Source organism: Vibrio sp. 10N.222.54.E6, assembly GCF_041473955.1.
GTDB classification, from domain to species: Bacteria; Pseudomonadota; Gammaproteobacteria; order Enterobacterales; family Vibrionaceae; genus Vibrio; species Vibrio tasmaniensis_A.
In genome coordinates this window covers 400,152-421,372 of sequence record NZ_JBFRTD010000017.1, presented here as the reverse complement: position 1 = coordinate 421,372, position 21,221 = coordinate 400,152, and the positions used below count along the sequence as shown (strand labels likewise).

The following is a 21,221-nucleotide window of genomic DNA, read 5'->3' as shown; positions in this document are numbered from 1 at the left end:
CTATAGGAAGCCGATATGAAGCATTTCATCGAAGATCTAACGACTCAACCCGAAAAGTACGACTTCTCGCAAGCAATGAGACTATTGGAACGACTCCAGTCTCACAGCTCTACTCAGGTACAGATCCAATTGAAGTCTGAGGCAATGCCAACTGGGAACCCTCAAGAAATTCAGTACTTTTCGCTAAAGGGAAACAAGGCAAAGCTGAGATTGGCAAAAGAAGCGCTTTCTGGTGTAAAAGGGGTAATTCCCAATTATATTTATGAAGAGTTGTTAAGCGCGATACACAACGACGATCATTCACTTCAAGACTTTCTGGATGTGTTTAATCAACGCCACTTTGAAATCACCTATCGAACTAATGTGCAACGTTGGTTACTCGTTGAAAACGAGCAGAACTCCAAAAAAGCGGCGTTATTGAATCATTTTTCAGCACTTGGGAAAGAACACAAAGAATACCTGCAATACTCACTATTACTTAGCCAACAAAGCCGTAGCCTTACAACGCTAAAAAAGATACTCAATGATTTTTTTCCTTACTCAATCGATGTCGAATGTAAGGCATTTGAACGTCGCCTATTGCCTACAGATTCATTGACACGACTAGGTAAAAATCGGGATTTCAATAGCCGTTTAGGACAAGGTTTCTTAGTAGGAAGAACCTGCCTCGTTAATTTCAACAACTTGAGTATTTTTGTTACTCCAAAAAGCAGAAGTGAATTCCTAGAAATTCAGCAAGATGACCAATTAGCGAAATCCATGTGGTCTTTGACTCAGCATTACTTAAAAGACAACACGCCTGTTGCCATTTATCTGAACGTTAAGCGTTCATATTTAACCAAACCCCGTTTATCAAGCAACGTTTCTATTGCAGCTCGCCTAGGAGAGATTGATTATCTTGCCCCTCAGCACAGTCCTGATAAAAGTGTAAACATTTTGCTTTTATAGTTCGCAATATGGTTCGTGTAGATTATAGAAATATAAGGAATAAACAATGACACAAGTAACGCTCACTAACTTAGTCGGCAAGCTAGCACCTGCCCTAAAGCAGGCGCTCGAAGCATCTGCTGGTTCAGCAATGAACCAAGGTGTTGGAGCTATAGAGGTTGAACACTGGATTCTTCAACTTATCTCCCAGAAAGACCCAATGCTCATGACATTGTGTGAATCTCAGAAACTTTCAATAGATGCCTTAGTCAGTGAATTGACAAAGAAAATCTCTATGCTCCCAAAAGGTAATGAAGGTCAACCGACGTTAAGCCACGGCTTAACGGAATTAATCAAAGACGCTTGGATGATTGCATCAGTAAACTACGGGCATGGAGAGATCGTCAGCCTACACCTTATTCAAGCTCTAATGCAGCAAAATGTATTAGGTGTGACGACCTTACAACTTGAATCATTAAGCAATGTTTCACTTGAGTCTCTGCAAGGTCTTATCAAGAAAACTCCTATTGCACGTAACTCTTCAGCACCTTCAGCTAATGGCGCTGTCGATAGTACCCCCGCGGGTAACGACGCTCTAAGCAAATACACGGTAAACCTTACTCAGCAGGCTATTGATGGCAACATCGACCCAATTTCAGGCCGTAATGCAGAAGTAAGAAAAGCGATTGACATCTTGTGTCGTAAGCGCCAAAACAACCCGATTATGGTCGGTGAACCAGGCGTAGGTAAAACCGCTGTTGTTGAAGGATTAGCGTTAAGAATTGCAGCTGATGAAGTCCCTAGTGCTCTACAAGGCGTACAGATCCACTCTTTAGACCTTGGCTTGCTGCAAGCCGGCGCGAGCGTTAAAGGTGAGTTTGAAAACCGCTTAAAAGACGTCATCAATGAAGTAAAAAGCTCAGAAGTACCCATCATTGTATTTATCGATGAAGCTCACACCCTTATTGGTGCAGGCGGCGCTGCTGGACAAAACGACGCGGCAAACCTTCTAAAACCAGCCTTGGCGCGTGGTGAGTTCAAAACCATCGCTGCGACAACATGGGCGGAATACAAAAAGTACTTCGAAAAAGATCCGGCTCTGACACGCCGATTCCAAGTTGTAACCATTGAAGAGCCTAACGCAGAAGATGCGATGCAAATGCTTCGTGGTGTGGCTGCTTCATTGCAAGCTCACCATGGCGCTTTTATTGCTGAATCCGCGATTGAAGCAGCGGTCAACTTATCGATCCGTTACCTTCCAAGTCGCCAACTGCCAGACAAAGCCATTAGCCTACTTGATACTGCCAGTGCACGAATCGCACTGACACAAGGCGCGAAGCCAGAAGTATTGGAAACACTAGAGCAGACGATTCGTTATCAAGAAAACGAAAAATCAGCATTAGAAAAAGAAGAGGCACTGTTCTCCAACAGCGCTGAGTTGATTAAAGAGCTCACACTATCGATAGAAGAGAACCAACAAACGTTGGCTGCGTATTACACGCGTTGGGAAAAAGAGATTGAATTAGTAGACCAAATTAAAGTGATTCAGCAAGAGATAACTGAAGCACAAGAGCTAAATGCGGTTGACTCCAACAAGCAGCAACAACTCGACGGCCTGCGTATCGAGTTAGCAAACGTACAAGGTGAGGAGCCCCTCGTCTATGCCATGGTCGACGATAACACTATTGCTCAGGTGATTGCGAATTGGACTGGTATCCCGGTTGGCAACATGATGAGCGATGAAATCGCTAAGCTGCTGACCTTGGAAGATGAACTTAATACTCGAGTAATAGGACAAGATGTCGCAAAGAACGAACTAGCAAAAGCAATTCGTATTTCCCGAGCGGGTTTAACGGATAATCGAAAACCGATTGGTGTGTTCCTAATGTGTGGTCCAAGTGGTGTCGGTAAAACTGAAACTGCCATGGCACTTGCGGAGCAACTTTACGGAGGAAGCAACGATCTTACCGTTATTAACATGACCGAGTTTAAAGAGGAGCATAAAATTTCCATGCTACTCGGCTCACCAGCAGGTTACGTGGGCTTTGGCGAAGGCGGTGTATTGACGGAAGCGATTCGACGCAACCCTTATTCTGTATTGCTATTGGATGAGATGGAGAAGGCTCACCCTGGTGTACATGATCTGTTTTATCAAATCTTCGATAAAGGTCATATCAAAGACAGCGAAGGTCGAACCGTCGATTTCAAGAACACCATCATTATTATGACATCGAACGCTGCCGACCAAGCTATCTGTGATGTGTGTGCTCAGACTACCGATCGCATCGATAATGACAAGCTACTCGAATCAATACGTCCGGATCTGCAACAATACTTTAAACCTGCATTTTTAGGCCGAACTACCATTGTTCCCTACTACCCACTTAACGATGAAGAATTAGCGAAAATCACAGAAATATCGCTAAATCGAATCAAGAAAAAACTTGCAGAGCAATATAAGGCTTCATTCACTTGGGACGCGAATTTCATTCAGTTCGTGGTCGACCGTAATACCGATCCAACCACTGGCGGTCGCGCTGTAGAACAAATTATTAACCGTTCACTAATGCCAAGATTAGCCGAAGAATGTATCGGACGATTAAGCCGCAGCGAACCCATTACTCAAGTAACCGTTAGTGCAACGAACAACAGTGCTGACTTCGATTTATCTATTAAGTAGGCCTTAACCAATGAACAGCAAGACCAGCCAAACCTCCACCAATCCGACATCATTTAGCCTGTCACTTAGGGTCAAATTGATGTTTGCCATCATGGCGGTTTTGCTGTTTTCCATCACGTTAAATGCAACACTGAACTATTTCAATTTCGAGAAAAGGCTAACGGAAACCTCCGATTCTACCTATCGAATCGTTTTAGAAGAAACACATAATGATATCAATCAAGCAATCAGTTTAGGTCTGCCTCTTTCAGCTATATCGAACATACAAGGTATCCTAGATCGTAGGCTAAAGTTTGTTGATGGCATTACTGCATTAATGGTGGTGTCTACCTCTGGTGAACAACTATTTGGCACAGGTGTACACAACCAAGCAAACGATCGTCAGCTATCACTTGATATAACCAATTCTTTCGGTTTAGTTGAAGGCCAAATAAAGCTCTACTACTCTACGTCACTATTAGACCAACAAAAAGCGTCCTTGCTAAAGGATCAATTCTTGTATTCAGTCATATGGATAGTGCTGTCTTGCGCATTTGCCTTTATAGCATTGAAATATCTGTTAGAAGGGATTGTAGACCGTGTTAAAGGTGCAACTGCGATAATCGAAACTTCTGATGGAGCTAGCGATTTACTTCCTACCTTAGCTCAAGCACATAAGGCACTGCAATCTCCCTATTCAATGTCCAAGTTCGAGAAATTGAAAACAAAACACTTTCCCGTGTTTATCATTTCTCTTGCTATCCTGTTAACGATTATTGCTAATTTAGGTGTTTCTTATCAATCTCTGGACAAGTTTTCGCAGATTTATGAAGTTAAACTCGAGCAGAAATCAACCCTGATTGGTGACTCACTAAATCAGATGATTAAAGGGTTACTCAATAAAGGCGTTCCTGACAACAGACTGCATGGCTTAGAAGACGAGTTTGCTTTCTTCGTTGATAACCACAGTGAGATTCTATCTATTACTTTTAACGGGGAGTCTGGTAGCTCTTATCACTATCCAGAGGAAAATGTTAAACACGCGTCTATACGCGTATCAACGTTTAATAGCGACAACCTCGATAATAGCAACGACCACAACAATATAGACAACCACAATAACAGTAATAGCCAAAGTCACACAATGCAGCTGAAGGTGACTACCGACAACAACTTGATCATGAATATGCTGAAAGAAAGCGTCATGGATATGATCACCGTTTTGGTCGCATCTTGCCTTGTCGTCGCCGAAATAATTCTATTCATGTGTAACTTCATGATTATTTCACCTTGGAACCAATTAAAGAAAGTATTCATGCTTGTGAACCGAGATATCGTCAATCACTTGGCAAAAACTTCTTCTCGCGACGAGTTTGGCAAATTGCTTCATCTAGCTAACCAAGCAATTATTAAGCTAAAGCCTGCTCAGCCTTCACAAGATATTGATAAACAAGACTTTCGATTCATTCGCTTACCACTATTTTTATTGGTCCTCTCGGAAGCGTCTTCACTAGCCTTTTTTCCTAGGTTCGTGTCTTCACTGGACAACATAACGGGTTGGATTCCTGACAACCTAGTGACTAGTCTACCAATTTCACTGTTCATGTTGTGTTGGGCGATCTCACTACCATTTGCGGGATACTGGTCAGACAAAGTAGGCAGAAGACATTCGTTGATGACAGGAGGGCTGATCACGAGCATAGGGTTAATCGCTACTGCTTTCGTTCAATCCCTCGAATTCTTATTAGTAGCGCGTGCATTCACGGCGGTTGGTTATGGTATCGTTTTTATTTCCGCACAGGGTTATGTGTCAGATACCACCAACGATTCTAATCGTACTAAAGGAATGGCGACTTTCTTGTCATCATTTTTCTCTGGCTCTCTATGTGGAGCCGCGATTGGTGGGATCCTTGCGGAGAAGCTTGGATACTCAGAGACGTTTATGCTCGCTGGATTGATCGCAACGCTCAGTGTCTTACTTGTCTATGTGTTTTTTGAGAAATCAAGCACAATTAACTCAAGTAAACCTCTCAATTTAAAAGATTTCAAACAACTGTTAAGTAACAAATATTTTGCATTAATCACGATATTCAGTGCGATACCAGCGAAGATCGTACTTACTGGTTTCCTTTACTATATTTGCCCGGTTTATCTACAATTCTTGGGCGAAAGTAGCTCTGTTTCTGGCCGAGTAATTATGGCTTACGGTCTTGCAATCATCGTCATTTCACCGTTGAGCGCAATTCTAGTCGACAAACTCAAAAACAAAATGGCTTTCATTTTTATCGGTGGGCTACTTTCTTCTCTTGCATTACTCAACTTCTACTTCTTCCAAGGTACATTGGGAGTGTTACTGATCGTCATCATTATCGGCATTGCGCATGGCATTTGTGTTTCGCCTCAAATACCACTGGTCATCGAACTACTCTCCGGCCAAGGAATTGAAAAAGGGAAAATTATCGGTATCTTCAGGCTCACCGAGCGCATCGGTAATATTGCAGGGCCTATGCTAGCAGGCGTATGTTTGAGCATTTTTGGTTACGATAATACCATCCTTATATTTGGGGTTTCATTACTCGTGAGTTCATTCAGTCTAATTCTGTTCTTTTCATTATTTCTAGAATCCGATAAACAGAAATTAGGGGTTCAATCATGAGATTTTTAGTTTTCGTTATCACCTTTATTTTAATGACTCCCTTCACCTTTGCCAAAAGTGATGAAAAACACGTTGTCCTTTTATTATGGCGTGGAGTAACTGATGCAGAGCAAGGTTTTATGGACTATTTATCACAACACGTTGATGTGCGATTCACGGTTCTCGATGCAAACAGCGATAAGGCTCAACTTAAACAAAATATTAAAGATTTAAAATATAAGAAAGCTGATCTTATTTATTCATTCGGTACTACTATCACCCTTGAGTTACTAGGTACTTATAATGAACCAAGCGAATTTAGAAAGACTAACTCTACACCCGTGGTGTTCAGTATTGTCACCGACCCTGTGGGTTCTAAACTGGTAACTGATTTATTTTCTAAAGAAAGAAACTTTACCGGGGTATCCCATATCGTACCTCATGAAATACAATTTAAAGCGATTGAAAAGCTAACTAACGTTTCAAGTATTGGGGTGATATATAACGCCGAAGAAAATAATTCGATTATCACAGCAAATAAGATGCTTGAGTTATCGGAAATTCATAACAAGCGTGTTATCTTGTACCCACTAAATATTGATAAAATTAGGTCAAACAGCAACCTAATTAGCCTCACAATTGATAATATGAAACAAGAAGGTGTTGATATGGCATATTTGCCGCCTGATTCATACATCATTGCGCAAGGAGGCGAGGTAGTATCAAGGCTACATTCAAAAGGTATTCCCACATTCTCAGCAACCGAAAGCCCAATAAGAAGCCATAAAGCCCTGTTTGGCATTGTTAGCCGTTACTACAATGTTGGCCAATTCGCCGGATATAAAGCGAAAAACATATTACAAGGAACCCAAAAAGCTTCGGACATTCCAATAGAATCACTAAGCCAATATTCATATATTGTTAATATCGAGGCTGCACATAAGCTCGATTATTACCCGCCAGTATCTATCTTGAAAATCTCTGAGCTAATAGGACACTCTAATGATGTTAACTAGAGCCTCTGCAAGTAAATTGCCATTGGCAACTCTGCTCATTGCTACCTTTTGGTCAATGAATACTTTTGCTAAAGTTCAAATTGGACCATCTCGATTAATGCTCACGACGCAAGATTGGCCTCCCTACCAAACCTATGAAAATTCCGAGATGCAAGGAATTGCTTTAGACAAGGTTAAGTGTGCACTAGGTGTAATGGGCCAACCTTATCAGTTAACCATGACAACTTGGTCTGACGCACAACTACGTGTTCATGGTGGCGGACAACACGGTTTCTTCGTTGCGACCCAAACCTCTGAACGTGACGAGTATGCAACACTCTCAGAACCAATCGCGCAACAGACTTTAAATTGGTATTTTGGCCCAGGCGTAAAGCCTGATATTAATGAACTATCAAAATTAAATCTGAATTTTTCTGCAAAATTTGGCTCTAGTAAATGGTTTTGGCTCAAACGAAATGGATTTAACGTCGTAATGCAGCCACGAGATGCTAAAGTACTACTAAAGCTTTTAAAGCAAAGGGAAATTGATGTTGTTCTAGAAGATGGTTTAGTCTTTGAAAGAGAACTTGAGAAGGCTTCATTGCCACTCGATTACTTCAACTCGATGAACTTAGATACCAAAAATATGGGGGTCTACTTTTCAAATCGATTCCTTAAAACCTATTCCGGGTTTTTAAATAGTTTTAACTCAGCTATATCCAAGTGCAAGGAGTAACCATTGTCTATCAGTGTCCACATGATTTCTATACCTGCTGAAGAGGTCGTTACCTCTAGAGTCGTTTACCTGCCTGAAAATGGCGGAAGCTTAGGTCGTTCGCCATCATGTGATATTGCGCTACCTGACCAAACCAAATGGGTCTCAAGAACTCACTGCCAGCTCTACCCCACTGAACGCGGGTACGCCATCAAAGACGTTAGTAACAATGGTGCTACGTTAAACGATAAATCATTGATAAGAGAGAAAGAATACATACTTTCCGATGGCGATATTATAAAATTAGGTCACTACACACTGTTAGTTAGCCTGTTAAGCGCACCTAAAGTGGATGCTACGAATAACACCAATCAGGATGATCTTTTTATAGAACCTTTCAACTTAAAGCTTGACGACAATGACACAGACTTTTTGGATACTACGCCTGAAGTGACGATAGTTAAGAAAGCCTCAAACTTTTCTTCAACGAATGTTCTGAGTGACGACCCGTTCTCGTCAGACCCCTTTGAAGATTTAGATAGCGATAAAGTCGTTCCCAACATTGAAGTAGACGAAGTCGTTCACAACAGAGGAGGCTCCCTGCCCTCTGCTGAGTTGGAATATTTTCCTGTCAATGCCGAGAACAACACACGAATTGAAGAGTCGATAGACAAACTCATCACACTGACGGAAAAAAACCAACAATACTTACAGAACCCACAGCTACAACAAAAAGCTCTTTTTGAGGCATTGGAACAAACGGTAGACCAGTTTCTAAACGAATTTGCACCAAAGCAACTTGAAAACCAGTTTAGCGAATACGTGAGTGACGGCATTTTTTCCAACAAGGATAAAAAATATTGGAAGATCTATCGAAAGCACTTCCAACACCGTCAAGACAATGGGGACTTCAGACGTCAGTTCAAAGCATTATTTATGGAAAATATGCAAAAGCAAAGTGAGAGGCAAGAATGAAACGTTTAATGCTATTGTCTCTTTGTTTAATGATAACTGCGTGCTCATCGTCAGACCCCGCCCCTGTTGTCACCCAATACTCACTGACAGTTAAAGCGGATACGACGGTCAACCAATACAATGATGCTCAAGCCAACCCTGTTGTCGTTAGGCTTTACCAACTCACAGATCAGCAACTGTTTAAACAATTGCCTTTTATTGATTTGTACAATAATGACCTACAGTTGTTGGCTGCAAACTTAGTTTCAAAACAAGTACTGCCTATTGTGCTGCCCAACTCAGAGCAACAACTGACGTTAGATATTAACAAGAACACTCAATATATTGCCGCATTGATTGAATTCGCCGATTACCAGAACAGTACAGCGAAAACTGTTTTAATGATGCCAGCAGATCCTGAGCAAACTTTAGAGTTAACGATTACTGGTAAGAAAGCGGAGTTAGCCTCAATACAGCCCGACTCCAGCTGGTGGTAAATCTTTAAATGCACAAGCCAATATATAAAAATAATAGAAAAGGACATTACGTGGACGCTTTCAAAAAAGTAGTGTGGCAAGAAGGAATGTTTATAGCACCTCAGCACTTTCAGCAACAAGATCGCTATGTGCAGAACTACATTCGTCAGAATATAGAGACATTAGCTGGTTTCTCTCCTTTTTATGGCATCACCGAATTAGTACTTAATCACGATCTATTGAAGATTGGTAAACTGTCTATACCGAGCTGCTCCGGTGTATTTCCCGATGGAACTCAGTTCAACCTTAAGCAAGAAATCGTTGTCGATATACCTCAAGGCACCATAGAAACCATCGTTTACCTCGCATTACCGATTTCTTTACAAGGTAACAAAGATTATTGTGAAGATGGGCAGGAACAAAGTCGCTATATCACCCAATCAATCAATGTATTTGACACATCAACATCAGAAAACTCTACCGTTGAAGTCGATGTCGCACAGCTAAATATTGGGCTAAAATTCGCCGGTGAAGACACATCTGGTTTTACTCTGATTCCTGTTGCTAAGATATTAGAAATCAGTGATTCAGATGAAGTGATCTATGACAGATCTTTTATTCCCGCATGTCTACATTACGGAGCTTCTACTCTGCTTGTCGAGCGAGTTAAAGAGATTCACGCACTCGTCAGTAACCGAGCTCAAAACCTTCTGAAACGTCTTGAAGCAGGACAAGATCAAAAAAGTCCTCAATCTATGATGCAAGACTTTTTATGGCTTCAAACTCTGAGCTCATGGTTACCGTGGTTCGAATTAACCATCAGCAACACCAAATACCCGACTCACGAATTATATTCTAAATTGAAGCAGTTTGAGGCTCAGGTCATGGCACTAACACCTGCTATTCCTGATGAATGTCCGCCCTTAAAGTATGACAAATTATACGATAACTTTAACCCGCTGTTTTCTAGTCTTAGAAACTTGCTAACATTGGTTCAACAAGACTCTGTTATTGAATTCAAATGGGATATATCACTGTTTGAAAAGCGTAGGTTACTGCGTACGTTGATCAAAGATCCTAGTAGCATCTATAACCGACGTTTCGTTCTAAGCGTTAAATCTGATATCAGTAGCACAGAGCTCAATGAGCTATTTCCTATTTCCGCGAAGCTAAGCAGTAATAATAAAATTGTCGAATTAGTAAGAAGCTCTCTGTCGGGTATCTCTTTGAAACCCTTACCAATTGCGCCAAGTGAACTCAAGCCAATGCAAGGCGTGGCTTATTTTGAAGTCGATACCAAAGATAGAAATTGGTTGGATATGCTCGACACTCGTGATGCCATCGCGTTGCATGTCGATGCTCGTATACCAACCCTTGAAGTCGTTTTATATGCGTTGAGATAATGGTTATGGATTATTTAGATGAAGAAACTCTCATCATCGACAAAGCGACAAAGGGCTCTAAGGATAACGAAACTGATCAGGTAGCCTCTAAATTGGTCGCTGTACATTCTACCAGCGCCCAAGAAGAGTTTTTGCGACACTTTGATAAGGCAGAGAATCAATTATTCAATATCAGTAGCGATTTACTAACCAAAACACTCAAGCTCTCAACCTTATCTGAACCTGAAGATTTAGCGATTTTTAGAGAACAGTTGATACAGGGTATAAACGACATAAAAGCTCAAGCAACCGAGCTTACTTACCCTATTGCTGTTATCGATAAACTCTGCTTTTTGTATGCAGTGGTCATTGATGAATTCATCATCTACTCCGAGTGGGGAGAAAAAAACGGTTGGGAAAACAAAACACTGCTTAGCGAGCTCTTCGGCATGCGCAATGGTGGTGAGTTGTTTTTCTCTGTTGCAGAGAAAGCAGCACGACAGCCTCACAAACTGATTGACCTTCTAGAGATAGTTTACCTCTTCATAAATATTGGATTCAAAGGCCAATATCGTGAAGGTAATGCTGACCAATTGAAAGCATTCACCTATCAGTTAGAGCAAACCATCAGCCAATATCGCAATACTAGCGGCGTTTACTGCCGCATCAAAGTGAAGCTCCCAGAAGTAAGGAAGCCAACAAGGCGTAAACGTTACTTAATCACTAGCCTTTTCTTCTTTTGTTTAATCGCAACGAGCATTGGCTTAACCGATTTCTGGTATACCAACACCCATGCTCAACGAGCTCGTGACTTCACGTATTTGCCTAATTTCAGTCAGCGTTACATCGTCTCCGGCGAAGTAAAAGATATTGTCTTTATAAGCGAAGATAAAGACTTAGCGGCTCTTCCTCGTTACGCAAGTAAAGTTGATGCTGTAGAAGTATTGCAAAGCAACAAGTTAACACCAAGTTCATCACATTGGTTGGTGCAACTTGCGACTTTCTCTAGCAAGCAAAGCGCTGACGATTTTATTGATAACCTGTCACCGTCAGTTTATCAGCCTATTTCTTCTCCTTATGAAAAATATTACCGAGTGATATTAAGAGCAAACACAAAAGAAGAAGCAAGAAGTACCAAAGAATGGTACGTAGAAAACGACCAAATAAACGCCATTATTGTTCGTACTTCTGCGCCTGACTTAAACAAGGAAGAATCAAACTGATTATGCCGAAAACTAAATCAAACAAATCGGGCAATACAAAAAAAACAGTAGGTATCTCGATCCTAGTATCTTTTGCCCTTTTTACCGTCGTCTCTAGCATAATTCTATTAACACCTCTCAACGCATATTTGACGTGGGCTTTAGCTACTACCGCAATTATATCTACACTTGTAGGCTTAGTATGTTACTGGGTTCTTATCAACCGCAGTGAACCATCACAAAAAGAGTCATTCGACAAATCGCTGATTCAGAAAAGACAAAAGCAACTGGCATACCATTTCAAACGCATGGTCAGCAAGCAACGGCCAAAAGCTCACTTAATGAGTCGCTACGACCTGCCAATCTACCTACTATTGAGTCAAAATCCGAATAAAGACAAAAGTATCATCACTCAAATGGGTTATGAGTCATATAAGCTCGACGATTTTGGCAGTGATATTGAATTCCCAATTCTATTTTGGGTCAGCGAGCATTCCATTTTAGTTTCGGTAAGCACTGGCGAAGATCAACACCCAGAATACCTAAAAACACTCTGTCAGTCCCTAACAGCATGGCGCCCGAGGCAGGCCGCGAATGGTTTATTGCTCACGACTGACGTAGCTTCATTGTTGGAAAATAATGAACAAATAACACAAAAAGCTGATGAACTAAAATCGACAATAAAAACGTTTAATCAGGCTTTTGGGGTCAGCTTACCTATTTATAACGTTATCTCTAATATGGGTAGCATCAGCGATTTTTGTCAGTTTTTCTCAGCATTTGACGAATCAAAAAGAGACGACGTATTCGGTGCCACGGCTCCTTATTCTAAACACGGTGGTATCGACGCAGACTGGTTTAATGATGAATACGACCATTTAATCAGTGAGTTGATAGCCAACATGAGCAACGCGCTTGCAGGTCAACTCAACCAGGATTATCGAAACTCAATTGCTAGCGCCCCTTTCCAGTTTGGATTATTGAAACAAAACCTTTGGTTGTTCCTCAACCGCTTGTACCGTGGAGAGCAGCTTAGTGACGCTCTTCAATTCCGCGGATTTTACTTTACTCATGATGGTCAAAGCTCAGCTCAGTCTGACTTGTTGGCGAGCACTGTATCTTATTCGGTAGGTCATGAGCATTATCAACACAATGAGCAGATCCCGGTTAACCAGACCCTTTTTGCTCAATACCTTATGACACACGTGATTTTATCCGAACACGAACTGGTTGGGGTAAACAAGCGTAAAGAAAACGCATTGTTAGTTAACCAAGTCATTTTCACACTATCTTGGGCTAGCTTACTAACCGCCGTATTACTTGTGATTAAGTTTGACTTTGATTTCCAGAATCAACGAGAAGCTGAAGCCGATGTAATGCTTGAGCGCTATAAAGAAGCGATATCAGCATCTCCTTACGACATCGAAAACATGGCTGAAAACATACCTAATCTGTTTTCATTACAGCGAATTTATAACCTCTACAATGAGCCTGAGCCATGGTATACGCTGCCATTTATGCCTAACTCTAGTATCAAAGGAGAGATCGAAAAAGCATATTTTGCAGCGTTACAGAAAGTACTGATTCCTTCTATGGAAAATACCCTAGAGAAAGACCTATTTGTGTACGTCAATCTCGAAGATCAATCTCAGACTCTAGCTTTGCTGAATAACTACCGTTTATTGTTCAGTAAAAATAGGACTAACCTTCATGAGCTTAAAAACTACTACATGCGTACATTCCAAGACCAAGGTGAAGCAGATAGTGTCAATATTGCTCAACTAGAGGTACTACTGAATGACATCTTCGCGCGTAACCTAACACCAATGAAATCAAATCACGATTTAGAGAACCTAGCGAAGAAAGTCATTACTCAAACAGGTATCGGAACTCTATTGTATGAACACATTCAAAGCTCAGAAACCTACTCAAAGCGCGTCGATATTCGAAGTGATTTAGGCGATAATTGGGGTTCAGTTCTGCAATTCCCAACAAGTTATGTGGGCTACATGGTTCCATATATCTATACACCAACGGGGTTTAATGAGCTCGATTTATCCGTCAACTCACCTACTCTAAAAGCAGCCTTACAATCATATGAAGGGGTTGCAGGGGCCTATCCGAGTGCACTCGAAATGCACAGAATCAGCCGTGAACTAAAGCAAACTTATCAAAATGACTACATAAATTATTGGCGAGATCTCATTAGCAATGTAAAAGTCAATGAAATAGCGGATCCTGCACAACTTAAAAAAGCATTCGCTAGCCTATCAAGTGCAAACAGTAACCCACTGGTCAGCCTGTACTCAACCGTCGCTAAGTACACCTATGTGGAACTCGAAATACCAGACAACGAGGGTAAATCGCAAGATCCTGCGACCATACCAATTCAAGACCAAGATAAAAAAGAATCTGCACGCCAGATAACTTTAAGCTTTCAAGCATACAAAAAACAGGTCTCTGCCAACGATCAAGGGAAGAAGCCAATAGACAATCTGCTGAGTGCGGTTATTAATGCAAATAAATGGGCAGACAAGTTTTATGAAACCAAAGAACCTCAAAAAGTAGCCTTCGATACTTTATCTGTGACTTTGCAAGCTGGTAACCCTATTGCATCATTATCAAACTTATCAAACGATCATTTAGCTGTAGCAGAAGAAGTGATAAGTAAAATTGTGCATCAAAGTAATGAAATGGTGATGTCGCTGGCTCATGACCACCTTAATACAGCATGGTCAAACGAAGTTTATCAACCATACCAACAACGATTAGCGTCTTTTTATCCATTCAACCGACAGTCCAAACTGGATGTGAGCGTTGCTGATCTCAAGGCCTTCTTCGTTACAAACGGTATAGTTGATAAGTTCTCTCAAAATCGCCTCAATGGATTCGTTAAAAACAATGACGAAGCACCTTACTTACCAGGGCTGTTGCCTGGTACTGCGCTATCTATCACGCCAGATGTATGGACAATGATGGACAAAGCTTCTGATATCAAAAACGCTCTTTTCCTAGCTGATCCATCAAACATTCAGATCGATTTCCAAGTAAAAGCTGTTGATATGACACCAAACATTACCGAATTTTCAATCATTTCGGACAAACCGATCTTCACTTACCGTCACGGGCCGACCTTATGGAGTCAGCAATCATGGCAAGGAGACTCCGAGTTTATCGAGAAACTAGGAGTCCAGTTGAACACACAAGACTCCATAATTGGCCAAAGTACAGTCAAAGGTACATGGAGTTGGTTCCGCTTATTCGGTCCAAATGTGAGTTTTTCATCCGCTCAAGATACACAAGTTGAGTTTGTGTATGGTGACAGTAAAGTAAAACTGACCATCAAAACTCAGGGTCAGTCGAACCCGTTTGTTCCCGGCTTCTTCTCTGGATTCTCGTTACCAAGTGATATCTAGTAAAGCCCCCTCAAGTAGCTCGCTTTGTACATCAAAGCGAGCTCCATCTTATGACAATAATTCTCTGTCAATAAGTTGCTCTTCCTTTGGTTTTAACACTCTGGCAAAGTTGCTTTGAAGGGAGAATTTTCGGACGACGCAAAGCTCAAGCAGGAGCTAACTAACCGTGGCTACACTAATCTCTCTCGATTAGGTAGACGTGTACTTCAAGCCCAGCACCCTAGCTGGGGCGTCGTTACTATAAAGTATGCTCAAGCAGTAAAGCACCGTCACTTTCTCAAACAAGAGGCTGAGTTTCTCTATTCCAACTCCAATTATAACTGGCCAGAATATTGCGATTATTTCTCTAACCAGCAGAGTGACTATCTAGTCCTTTCCCACATTTGTGGAATAACACTATTACAAATCCAAACCGAGCCTTCTAAGTCAAACAACTTCCCTACCAACTGGATTACCTTGCTAGAGCGCTCGATTCATCAAGTCCACAAACTTGGTTTCGTTCATGGTGACATTAAACCATCTAACATCGTATTGACTCCTCAAGGGCAAGTACATTTAATTGACTTCGGCTCTGTCATAAAGAACGGAACTCTGCGTTCCGAGCTACGTTTTGAAAGCTATACACCAAGGTATTCAACACCTAGTTCAGTCTTAGGCAAATTCGATGACTGGTTCGCTCTTGCAGTGATACTAGAAGAGTACTTTGACCAATTTGATAACAAAAGTAGCTCAAAACAGTCCTTCCAATACATAAGTCTACCTAGCAGGTATCACATGCTGTTAAGGAAATGTAGGAGCTAGAATAGTATTAGCCCGAGACTACACCATAGATAAAGTTATTCTTTGTTAAATAAAGGTTAACATATAAAATATCTATTCATAGAAAGGGACTCCATTATTTCCTTTTAGATTCCAAAACCAATAATTAACCCTCCAGAAATCATGCATTTCCACCAAATTCCACTACGCTTTAATAGCATAGAACATAGCAATCTGATTAAATTTTTTAGGGACGAAAAATGAATCAAATTACGACAGATAAACCCATTATTCTGGTTGTTGATGATATCCCAGACAACATCCACACCCTGTCAGGTATCCTCAATGAAGACTTTAAAATTAAAGCTGCGACGTCAGGTCAAAAAGCGTTAAAGATTGCCTCTTCACATCCAAAACCACACCTGATCCTGCTCGATATAATGATGCCAGAAATGGATGGGTATGAAGTGTGTCGCCGACTTAAAAATGATCCAGTCACCGCCAATATCCCTGTAATTTTTGTTACCGCGAAAACCGATATGGTCGATGAACAAATGGGCTTTGAGCTAGGCGCTGTTGATTACATCACTAAACCAGTTAGCCCACCTATTGTGAAAGCTCGTGTTGTCACGCAAATCTCCCTCTACGACCAAAACTTGGCACTGTCTCGCAAGGTACGACAAAGAACGGAAGCTTTGGCAATGAGTCGATTGGAGATAATCCGCAAGCTCGGCCGGGCAGCAGAGTACAAAGACAATGAAACGGGAATGCACGTTGTAAGAATGAGTTACTACTCGAAAATTCTGGCTCAGCAGTTAGACGTGCACGAAGAGTGGGTTGAGCTACTATTCCAAGCGGCGCCAATGCACGACATCGGTAAAATTGGCATCCCGGACAACATATTAGGCAAACCAGGAAAGCTGGATCCTGAAGAGTGGGCAATCATGCAAACACACGTCACCATTGGTGGGGACATCATTGGTGATAACGATTCCAAACTACTAAAACTCGCCCAAGAAATTGCGCTATATCATCATGAAAAATGGGATGGTAGCGGCTACCCTCACAAGCTATCCGGTGAAGATATCCCTCTCAGCGCGCGAATTGTAGCGATTGCCGACGTATTCGACGCATTGACTAGCGAACGCCCATACAAAAAAGCTTGGCCTATTCAAAAAGCGATTGAGCTGATTCAAGAACAAGCTGGCCATCATTTTGACCCTAACTTAGTGCCTATCTTCATAAATAAGCTCGACGAGATGTTAGCGATCAAAGACTCTTTTTCTGATGAACCAGAACACTAAGTTCGCTGGTACTTTATCAATACAGGTACTTTATGAATACTGTTTCAAGATTTGCTACTGATTCCAAAATAATCTTAATCTCTTTTCTCGTTGCGGCTGTCGTTGTGTTTTCCGTCGCAGTGGGCGCTTGGATCAATCTCAACGATCGCTTCATCGGTGTCGAACAGTACGCTTCTAGTACTCGACTATTGACCTCCCTCGATAAACTGCGTGTTTACGAGTTGTCTTTCAGTAACGACTATAACGAAAAAGTCATTGCCAACTTTAATCAAGAAGCAAAGCAAACTATAAGTTTAGCCGACGATTATGCCAATCAATATGCGGAATCACTTCCGAGCAATCTACTCACGGAATATTTGATTCAATTCAAGCAATATGTCGGGCTTATTGAGTTGAATCAATCTACCCGAGCGCTAATGGATGAACGATCTAATGCCGCGACCGAGCTATTGCGAGAGATGAGAGATTTGCACAATCAAGCCATTAATCAAAACAGTCAAAATATTCGAGGGTTGCGATTAACTAGCGAAGAATTGACTAACGTTGCCTTAAAAACAAGTCAACTCGCTACTCTCGCCGTTAATATACAAAACCTTGAAAAAGAATATTTGCTCGACGGAAACCTAAAGACCTACTCACTGGTCAAGGTTGAGATGCAAAAGGCTTCACAGTTGATTACCGAATTACACGCTCAAATTTTAGATGACAAAGGACAACAACGTTTAGAGATTGTTGAAAAGGCAAAAAATCGCTATTACACCAACTTAGTTCAACTTCAAGGCGTACCGGTCTCTTCTAAAAAGTTAACAGCCTCGCTCATCAATCAAGTCACTTTGAGCGGCTCTGAATTTTCGCGTTCGGTTGGATTACTCTATCAAGCTAAACAGATCCAAGTCGCAGAACTGAATCATCTCATTTCTCAATCTCAAGCAGAACTCTCTTCCCAACTGCTCATAGGTCAAGACCTATTGGCGATTCGCACACTACTGAGTCGTTCAAATAGATTCAACCGAGATTTTCTGCTCGCAAATTCAAAGGAACAGAAGCTCATCGCCGACAAAGTGTCACATGTAATCAATGAGATGCAATCTAAATCAAGCAACGCACAACGACTGATTGCCTTGTACGCACCAGAGGTAAAAATTACTGCCTTTGACGACCATATCAGCGTCTATGAATCGCAATTCACTGAGTTAGTCAGTTCACAAATTCGAGGCCATCAATTACTCAAAGCAATGGATAAAAGCTTCTTAGCACTGCGAGATTTTGTTTCTCAGCGCCACTTAGCAGAAAGCGTCAATGTCAAAGATTCATCTAGTGTAACCTCCCATTTGGCCGTAGGAGGTTTGATTTTCTTCGTCATTATTTTGTTGATGGGTTTGCTCGCCAACAAAGCGCATTCAGCTTTAGAAACCTTCACGCACAGCCTAGCTGCTGCACGGGATGAAGCCGATGCAGCGAACCATGCAAAATCCGATTTCTTAGCTAATATGAGCCATGAAATTCGTACACCAATGAACGCCATCATTGGTATGAGTTACCTCGCATTGAAAACCGATTTGACCAAGGCTCAGCGTAACTATATCCACAAAGTTAAGCTCTCTTCTGACACCCTACTCGGGCTAATCAATGACATTCTCGACTTCTCGAAAATTGAAGCTGGAAAGCTCGACATTGAGAAAGTTGACTTCCAACTTGAGAATGTACTCGACAATATTACTAACTTGGTTGGCTTACGAGCTTCAGATCGAGGTTTAGAGCTGCTCATTCAAGTAGATAGAGACGTGCCAACCAACCTTATTGGTGACCCTTTGAGACTTGGGCAAATACTGATTAACCTAAGTAACAATGCCGTCAAATTCACCGAAAAAGGCGAAGTGAAGATCTCAATCTCAGTAGCAGAAAGACAAGGCGATGACATCAAATTGAACTTTGCAGTCTCTGACAGTGGTATCGGCATGAAGCAAGAGCAAGCCAGTAAGCTGTTCACCAAATTTACTCAAGCTGACAGCTCAACCACTCGGAAATATGGCGGTACAGGCTTAGGCCTTGCCATCAGTAAAGAGCTCAGCCAACTGATGGGAGGGGATATTCATGTCTCAACGGAGCTTGGCAAAGGCTCGACCTTTTCGTTTACTATTGCTACTCGCGTTAGTCATTCTATTCAGCAACACCGTGTTGTCGTACCTGCATCAATTAACAATTTGAAAGTGTTAGTCGTCGATGACAACTCCAGCGCCCGCTTGATCGTAGGCGATATCCTAGAATCACTAAAGCTGACACCAACACTGAGCTCATCCGTTGATGAAGCTCTTATTGAGTTACATACCGCTGACGCTCAGAACAAGCCATTTGATTTGGTAATCTCCGACTGGAAGATGCCTAAGCGAGATGGCGTAGACTTACTAGCAGAGCTCAAAAATGGGCAGCAGCTCACAATGCCTAAAATCATGATGCTGACCGCATACGACCGAGAAGAGCTTGCTGAACTCATAGAACAAAGAGGCTTTGAAGTACCGAGTATTCTAGACAAGCCAATCACCTCATCTCATCTCTATGACTCTATTGTTTCACTCTATGGACTCGACTCAGACCGCGTATCTCGCAGCGAATTAGAACAACAAAATCAACTCGCTAACGTCCAACAACTGGCCGGAGCTAACATCTTGCTGGTCGAAGACAATGAGATAAACCAAGAGCTCGCAACAGAGCTTTTAGAGGGGCAACAAATTAAAGTCACCATTGCCGAGAATGGTCAGCAGGCGATAGATCTTTATCAACAAGCCATAACTGACGACGTACCTTTCGATGGTATTTTGATGGATTGCCAAATGCCAGTGATGGACGGTTACGAAGCAACCCTGCATATTCGTAACAAGATAAAAGACACACAAACCCCAATCATTGCGATGACAGCAAACGTGATGGAGCGGGATAAAGAAAAAGCACTCAACTGTGGGATGACTGACATTATCGCTAAACCGATTGATGTCGGCTCGATGTTCGCGACCTTAGCCAATTGGGTGTCACCGTCTAACCCTGTGCAATTTAATGTTTCGTTGCAAGAGTCCACCAAGATTCTACAAGAAGAAAACAACGCAGAAAAAGCACCCGAGGCGTTACCTGTCATTGACGGTCTTGATACCAACATGGGATTAATGAGAGCGAGCAACAATCACACCTTATACACGAAGCTATTGAAACGATTTGTTGAAGCCTACTCTGACAAAAGCACCTTAACTGTCGAACTATCAAATAGTGCTCAACAACGTTACTTGCACACCCTCAAAGGTGTGGCCGGTAACCTCGGAGCTAGCGACTTGCATAGTCTATGTGAAAACCTAGAGTCCGAAATTACCGATGACGACCTAAAAGAAAAGGTCATCAAAACCACGATTGAACTCAGCCAAGAGATCGCTAACTCGATCTTCCACACAACAGTCGCCACCGAGAATACAAGAGACCAGCAAGCAAAACCGGAGACATCGCCTAATCAACCAAGTACTGAACTATACGGCCTATTATTAGAAGCGGTATCCAATGATGACACCGAAGCTCTCAACATTGTTCTTAACATTGAGGACGGTGCTGTGGTTGGGCTAACACCTTCGGAATTTAAAAAGTTGGAAAGCGCACTCGAGGAGTTCGATTTCGATTGCGCGACTGAACTGCTAAAAGGCTCAACACTGGCTAGTTCATCATGATCGAGAAACACTAAATATGTCATAAGTTACAAACTATTAAAGAGAGTCCAAGTGGCTCTCTTTTTTCATCTGTCTCCAACAGTAAGGACACCC

Annotated in this window: 13 protein-coding genes; all 13 read left to right on the top strand. The window is 41.8% G+C overall.

Features of this window, described 5'->3' with window-relative positions:
* Nucleotides 1–15 precede the first annotated feature (15 nt).
* Nucleotides 16–948, top strand: coding sequence for a type VI secretion system baseplate subunit TssG (locus AB4513_RS12280; RefSeq protein WP_102257285.1), 933 nt, complete (start codon nt 16–18; stop codon nt 946–948).
* Between the two features lie 46 nt (nt 949–994).
* Nucleotides 995–3,607 (top strand): type VI secretion system ATPase TssH, encoded by a 2,613-nt coding sequence (gene tssH / locus AB4513_RS12275; protein ID WP_102257286.1) that lies wholly within the window; start codon nt 995–997, stop codon nt 3,605–3,607.
* Nucleotides 3,608–3,617: 10 nt separating this feature from the next.
* The gene (locus AB4513_RS12270; protein WP_102257287.1) at nt 3,618–6,242 is read left to right on the top strand and encodes an MFS transporter; all 2,625 of its coding nucleotides are present in this window, start codon (nt 3,618–3,620) and stop codon (nt 6,240–6,242) included.
* A complete protein-coding gene (locus AB4513_RS12265) occupies nt 6,239–7,237 on the top strand; it encodes an ABC transporter substrate-binding protein (protein ID WP_102257288.1) in 999 nt (332 codons plus the stop codon). Before AB4513_RS12270 ends, AB4513_RS12265 begins: the two co-directional genes overlap by 4 nt.
* The gene (locus AB4513_RS12260; protein ID WP_102257289.1) at nt 7,224–7,952 is read left to right on the top strand and encodes a transporter substrate-binding domain-containing protein; all 729 of its coding nucleotides are present in this window, start codon (nt 7,224–7,226) and stop codon (nt 7,950–7,952) included. Before AB4513_RS12265 ends, AB4513_RS12260 begins: the two co-directional genes overlap by 14 nt.
* Before the next feature lie 3 nt (nt 7,953–7,955).
* The gene (locus tag AB4513_RS12255; protein ID WP_102257290.1) at nt 7,956–8,906 is read left to right on the top strand and encodes an FHA domain-containing protein; all 951 of its coding nucleotides are present in this window, start codon (nt 7,956–7,958) and stop codon (nt 8,904–8,906) included.
* On the top strand, nt 8,903–9,382 hold the full coding sequence (gene tssJ, locus AB4513_RS12250; RefSeq protein ID WP_102257291.1) for a type VI secretion system lipoprotein TssJ: 480 nt from the start codon (nt 8,903–8,905) through the stop codon (nt 9,380–9,382). The genes AB4513_RS12255 and tssJ overlap by 4 nt, the downstream gene beginning before the upstream one ends.
* Before the next feature lie 50 nt (nt 9,383–9,432).
* Nucleotides 9,433–10,764, top strand: a complete 1,332-nt coding sequence (gene tssK / locus AB4513_RS12245) for a type VI secretion system baseplate subunit TssK (RefSeq protein WP_102257292.1) — start codon at nt 9,433–9,435, stop codon at nt 10,762–10,764.
* On the top strand, nt 10,764–11,966 hold the full coding sequence (icmH, locus tag AB4513_RS12240) for a type IVB secretion system protein IcmH/DotU (protein WP_102257293.1): 1,203 nt from the start codon (nt 10,764–10,766) through the stop codon (nt 11,964–11,966). The genes tssK and icmH overlap by 1 nt, the downstream gene beginning before the upstream one ends.
* Before the next feature lie 2 nt (nt 11,967–11,968).
* Nucleotides 11,969–15,361, top strand: coding sequence for a type VI secretion system membrane subunit TssM (gene tssM / locus AB4513_RS12235; protein WP_102257294.1), 3,393 nt, complete (start codon nt 11,969–11,971; stop codon nt 15,359–15,361).
* A 114-nt stretch (nt 15,362–15,475) separates the two neighbouring features.
* Nucleotides 15,476–16,162: a protein kinase domain-containing protein gene (locus AB4513_RS12230; protein ID WP_102257295.1), complete on the top strand. Its 687-nt coding sequence runs from the start codon at nt 15,476–15,478 to the stop codon at nt 16,160–16,162.
* A 218-nt stretch (nt 16,163–16,380) separates the two neighbouring features.
* The gene (locus AB4513_RS12225; protein WP_102257296.1) at nt 16,381–17,424 is read left to right on the top strand and encodes a two-component system response regulator; all 1,044 of its coding nucleotides are present in this window, start codon (nt 16,381–16,383) and stop codon (nt 17,422–17,424) included.
* A gap of 32 nt (nt 17,425–17,456) precedes the next feature.
* Complete coding sequence (locus tag AB4513_RS12220) at nt 17,457–21,128, top strand: response regulator (RefSeq protein WP_102257297.1); 3,672 nt, start codon at nt 17,457–17,459, stop codon at nt 21,126–21,128.
* The last annotated feature ends 93 nt before the right edge of the window (nt 21,129–21,221 follow it).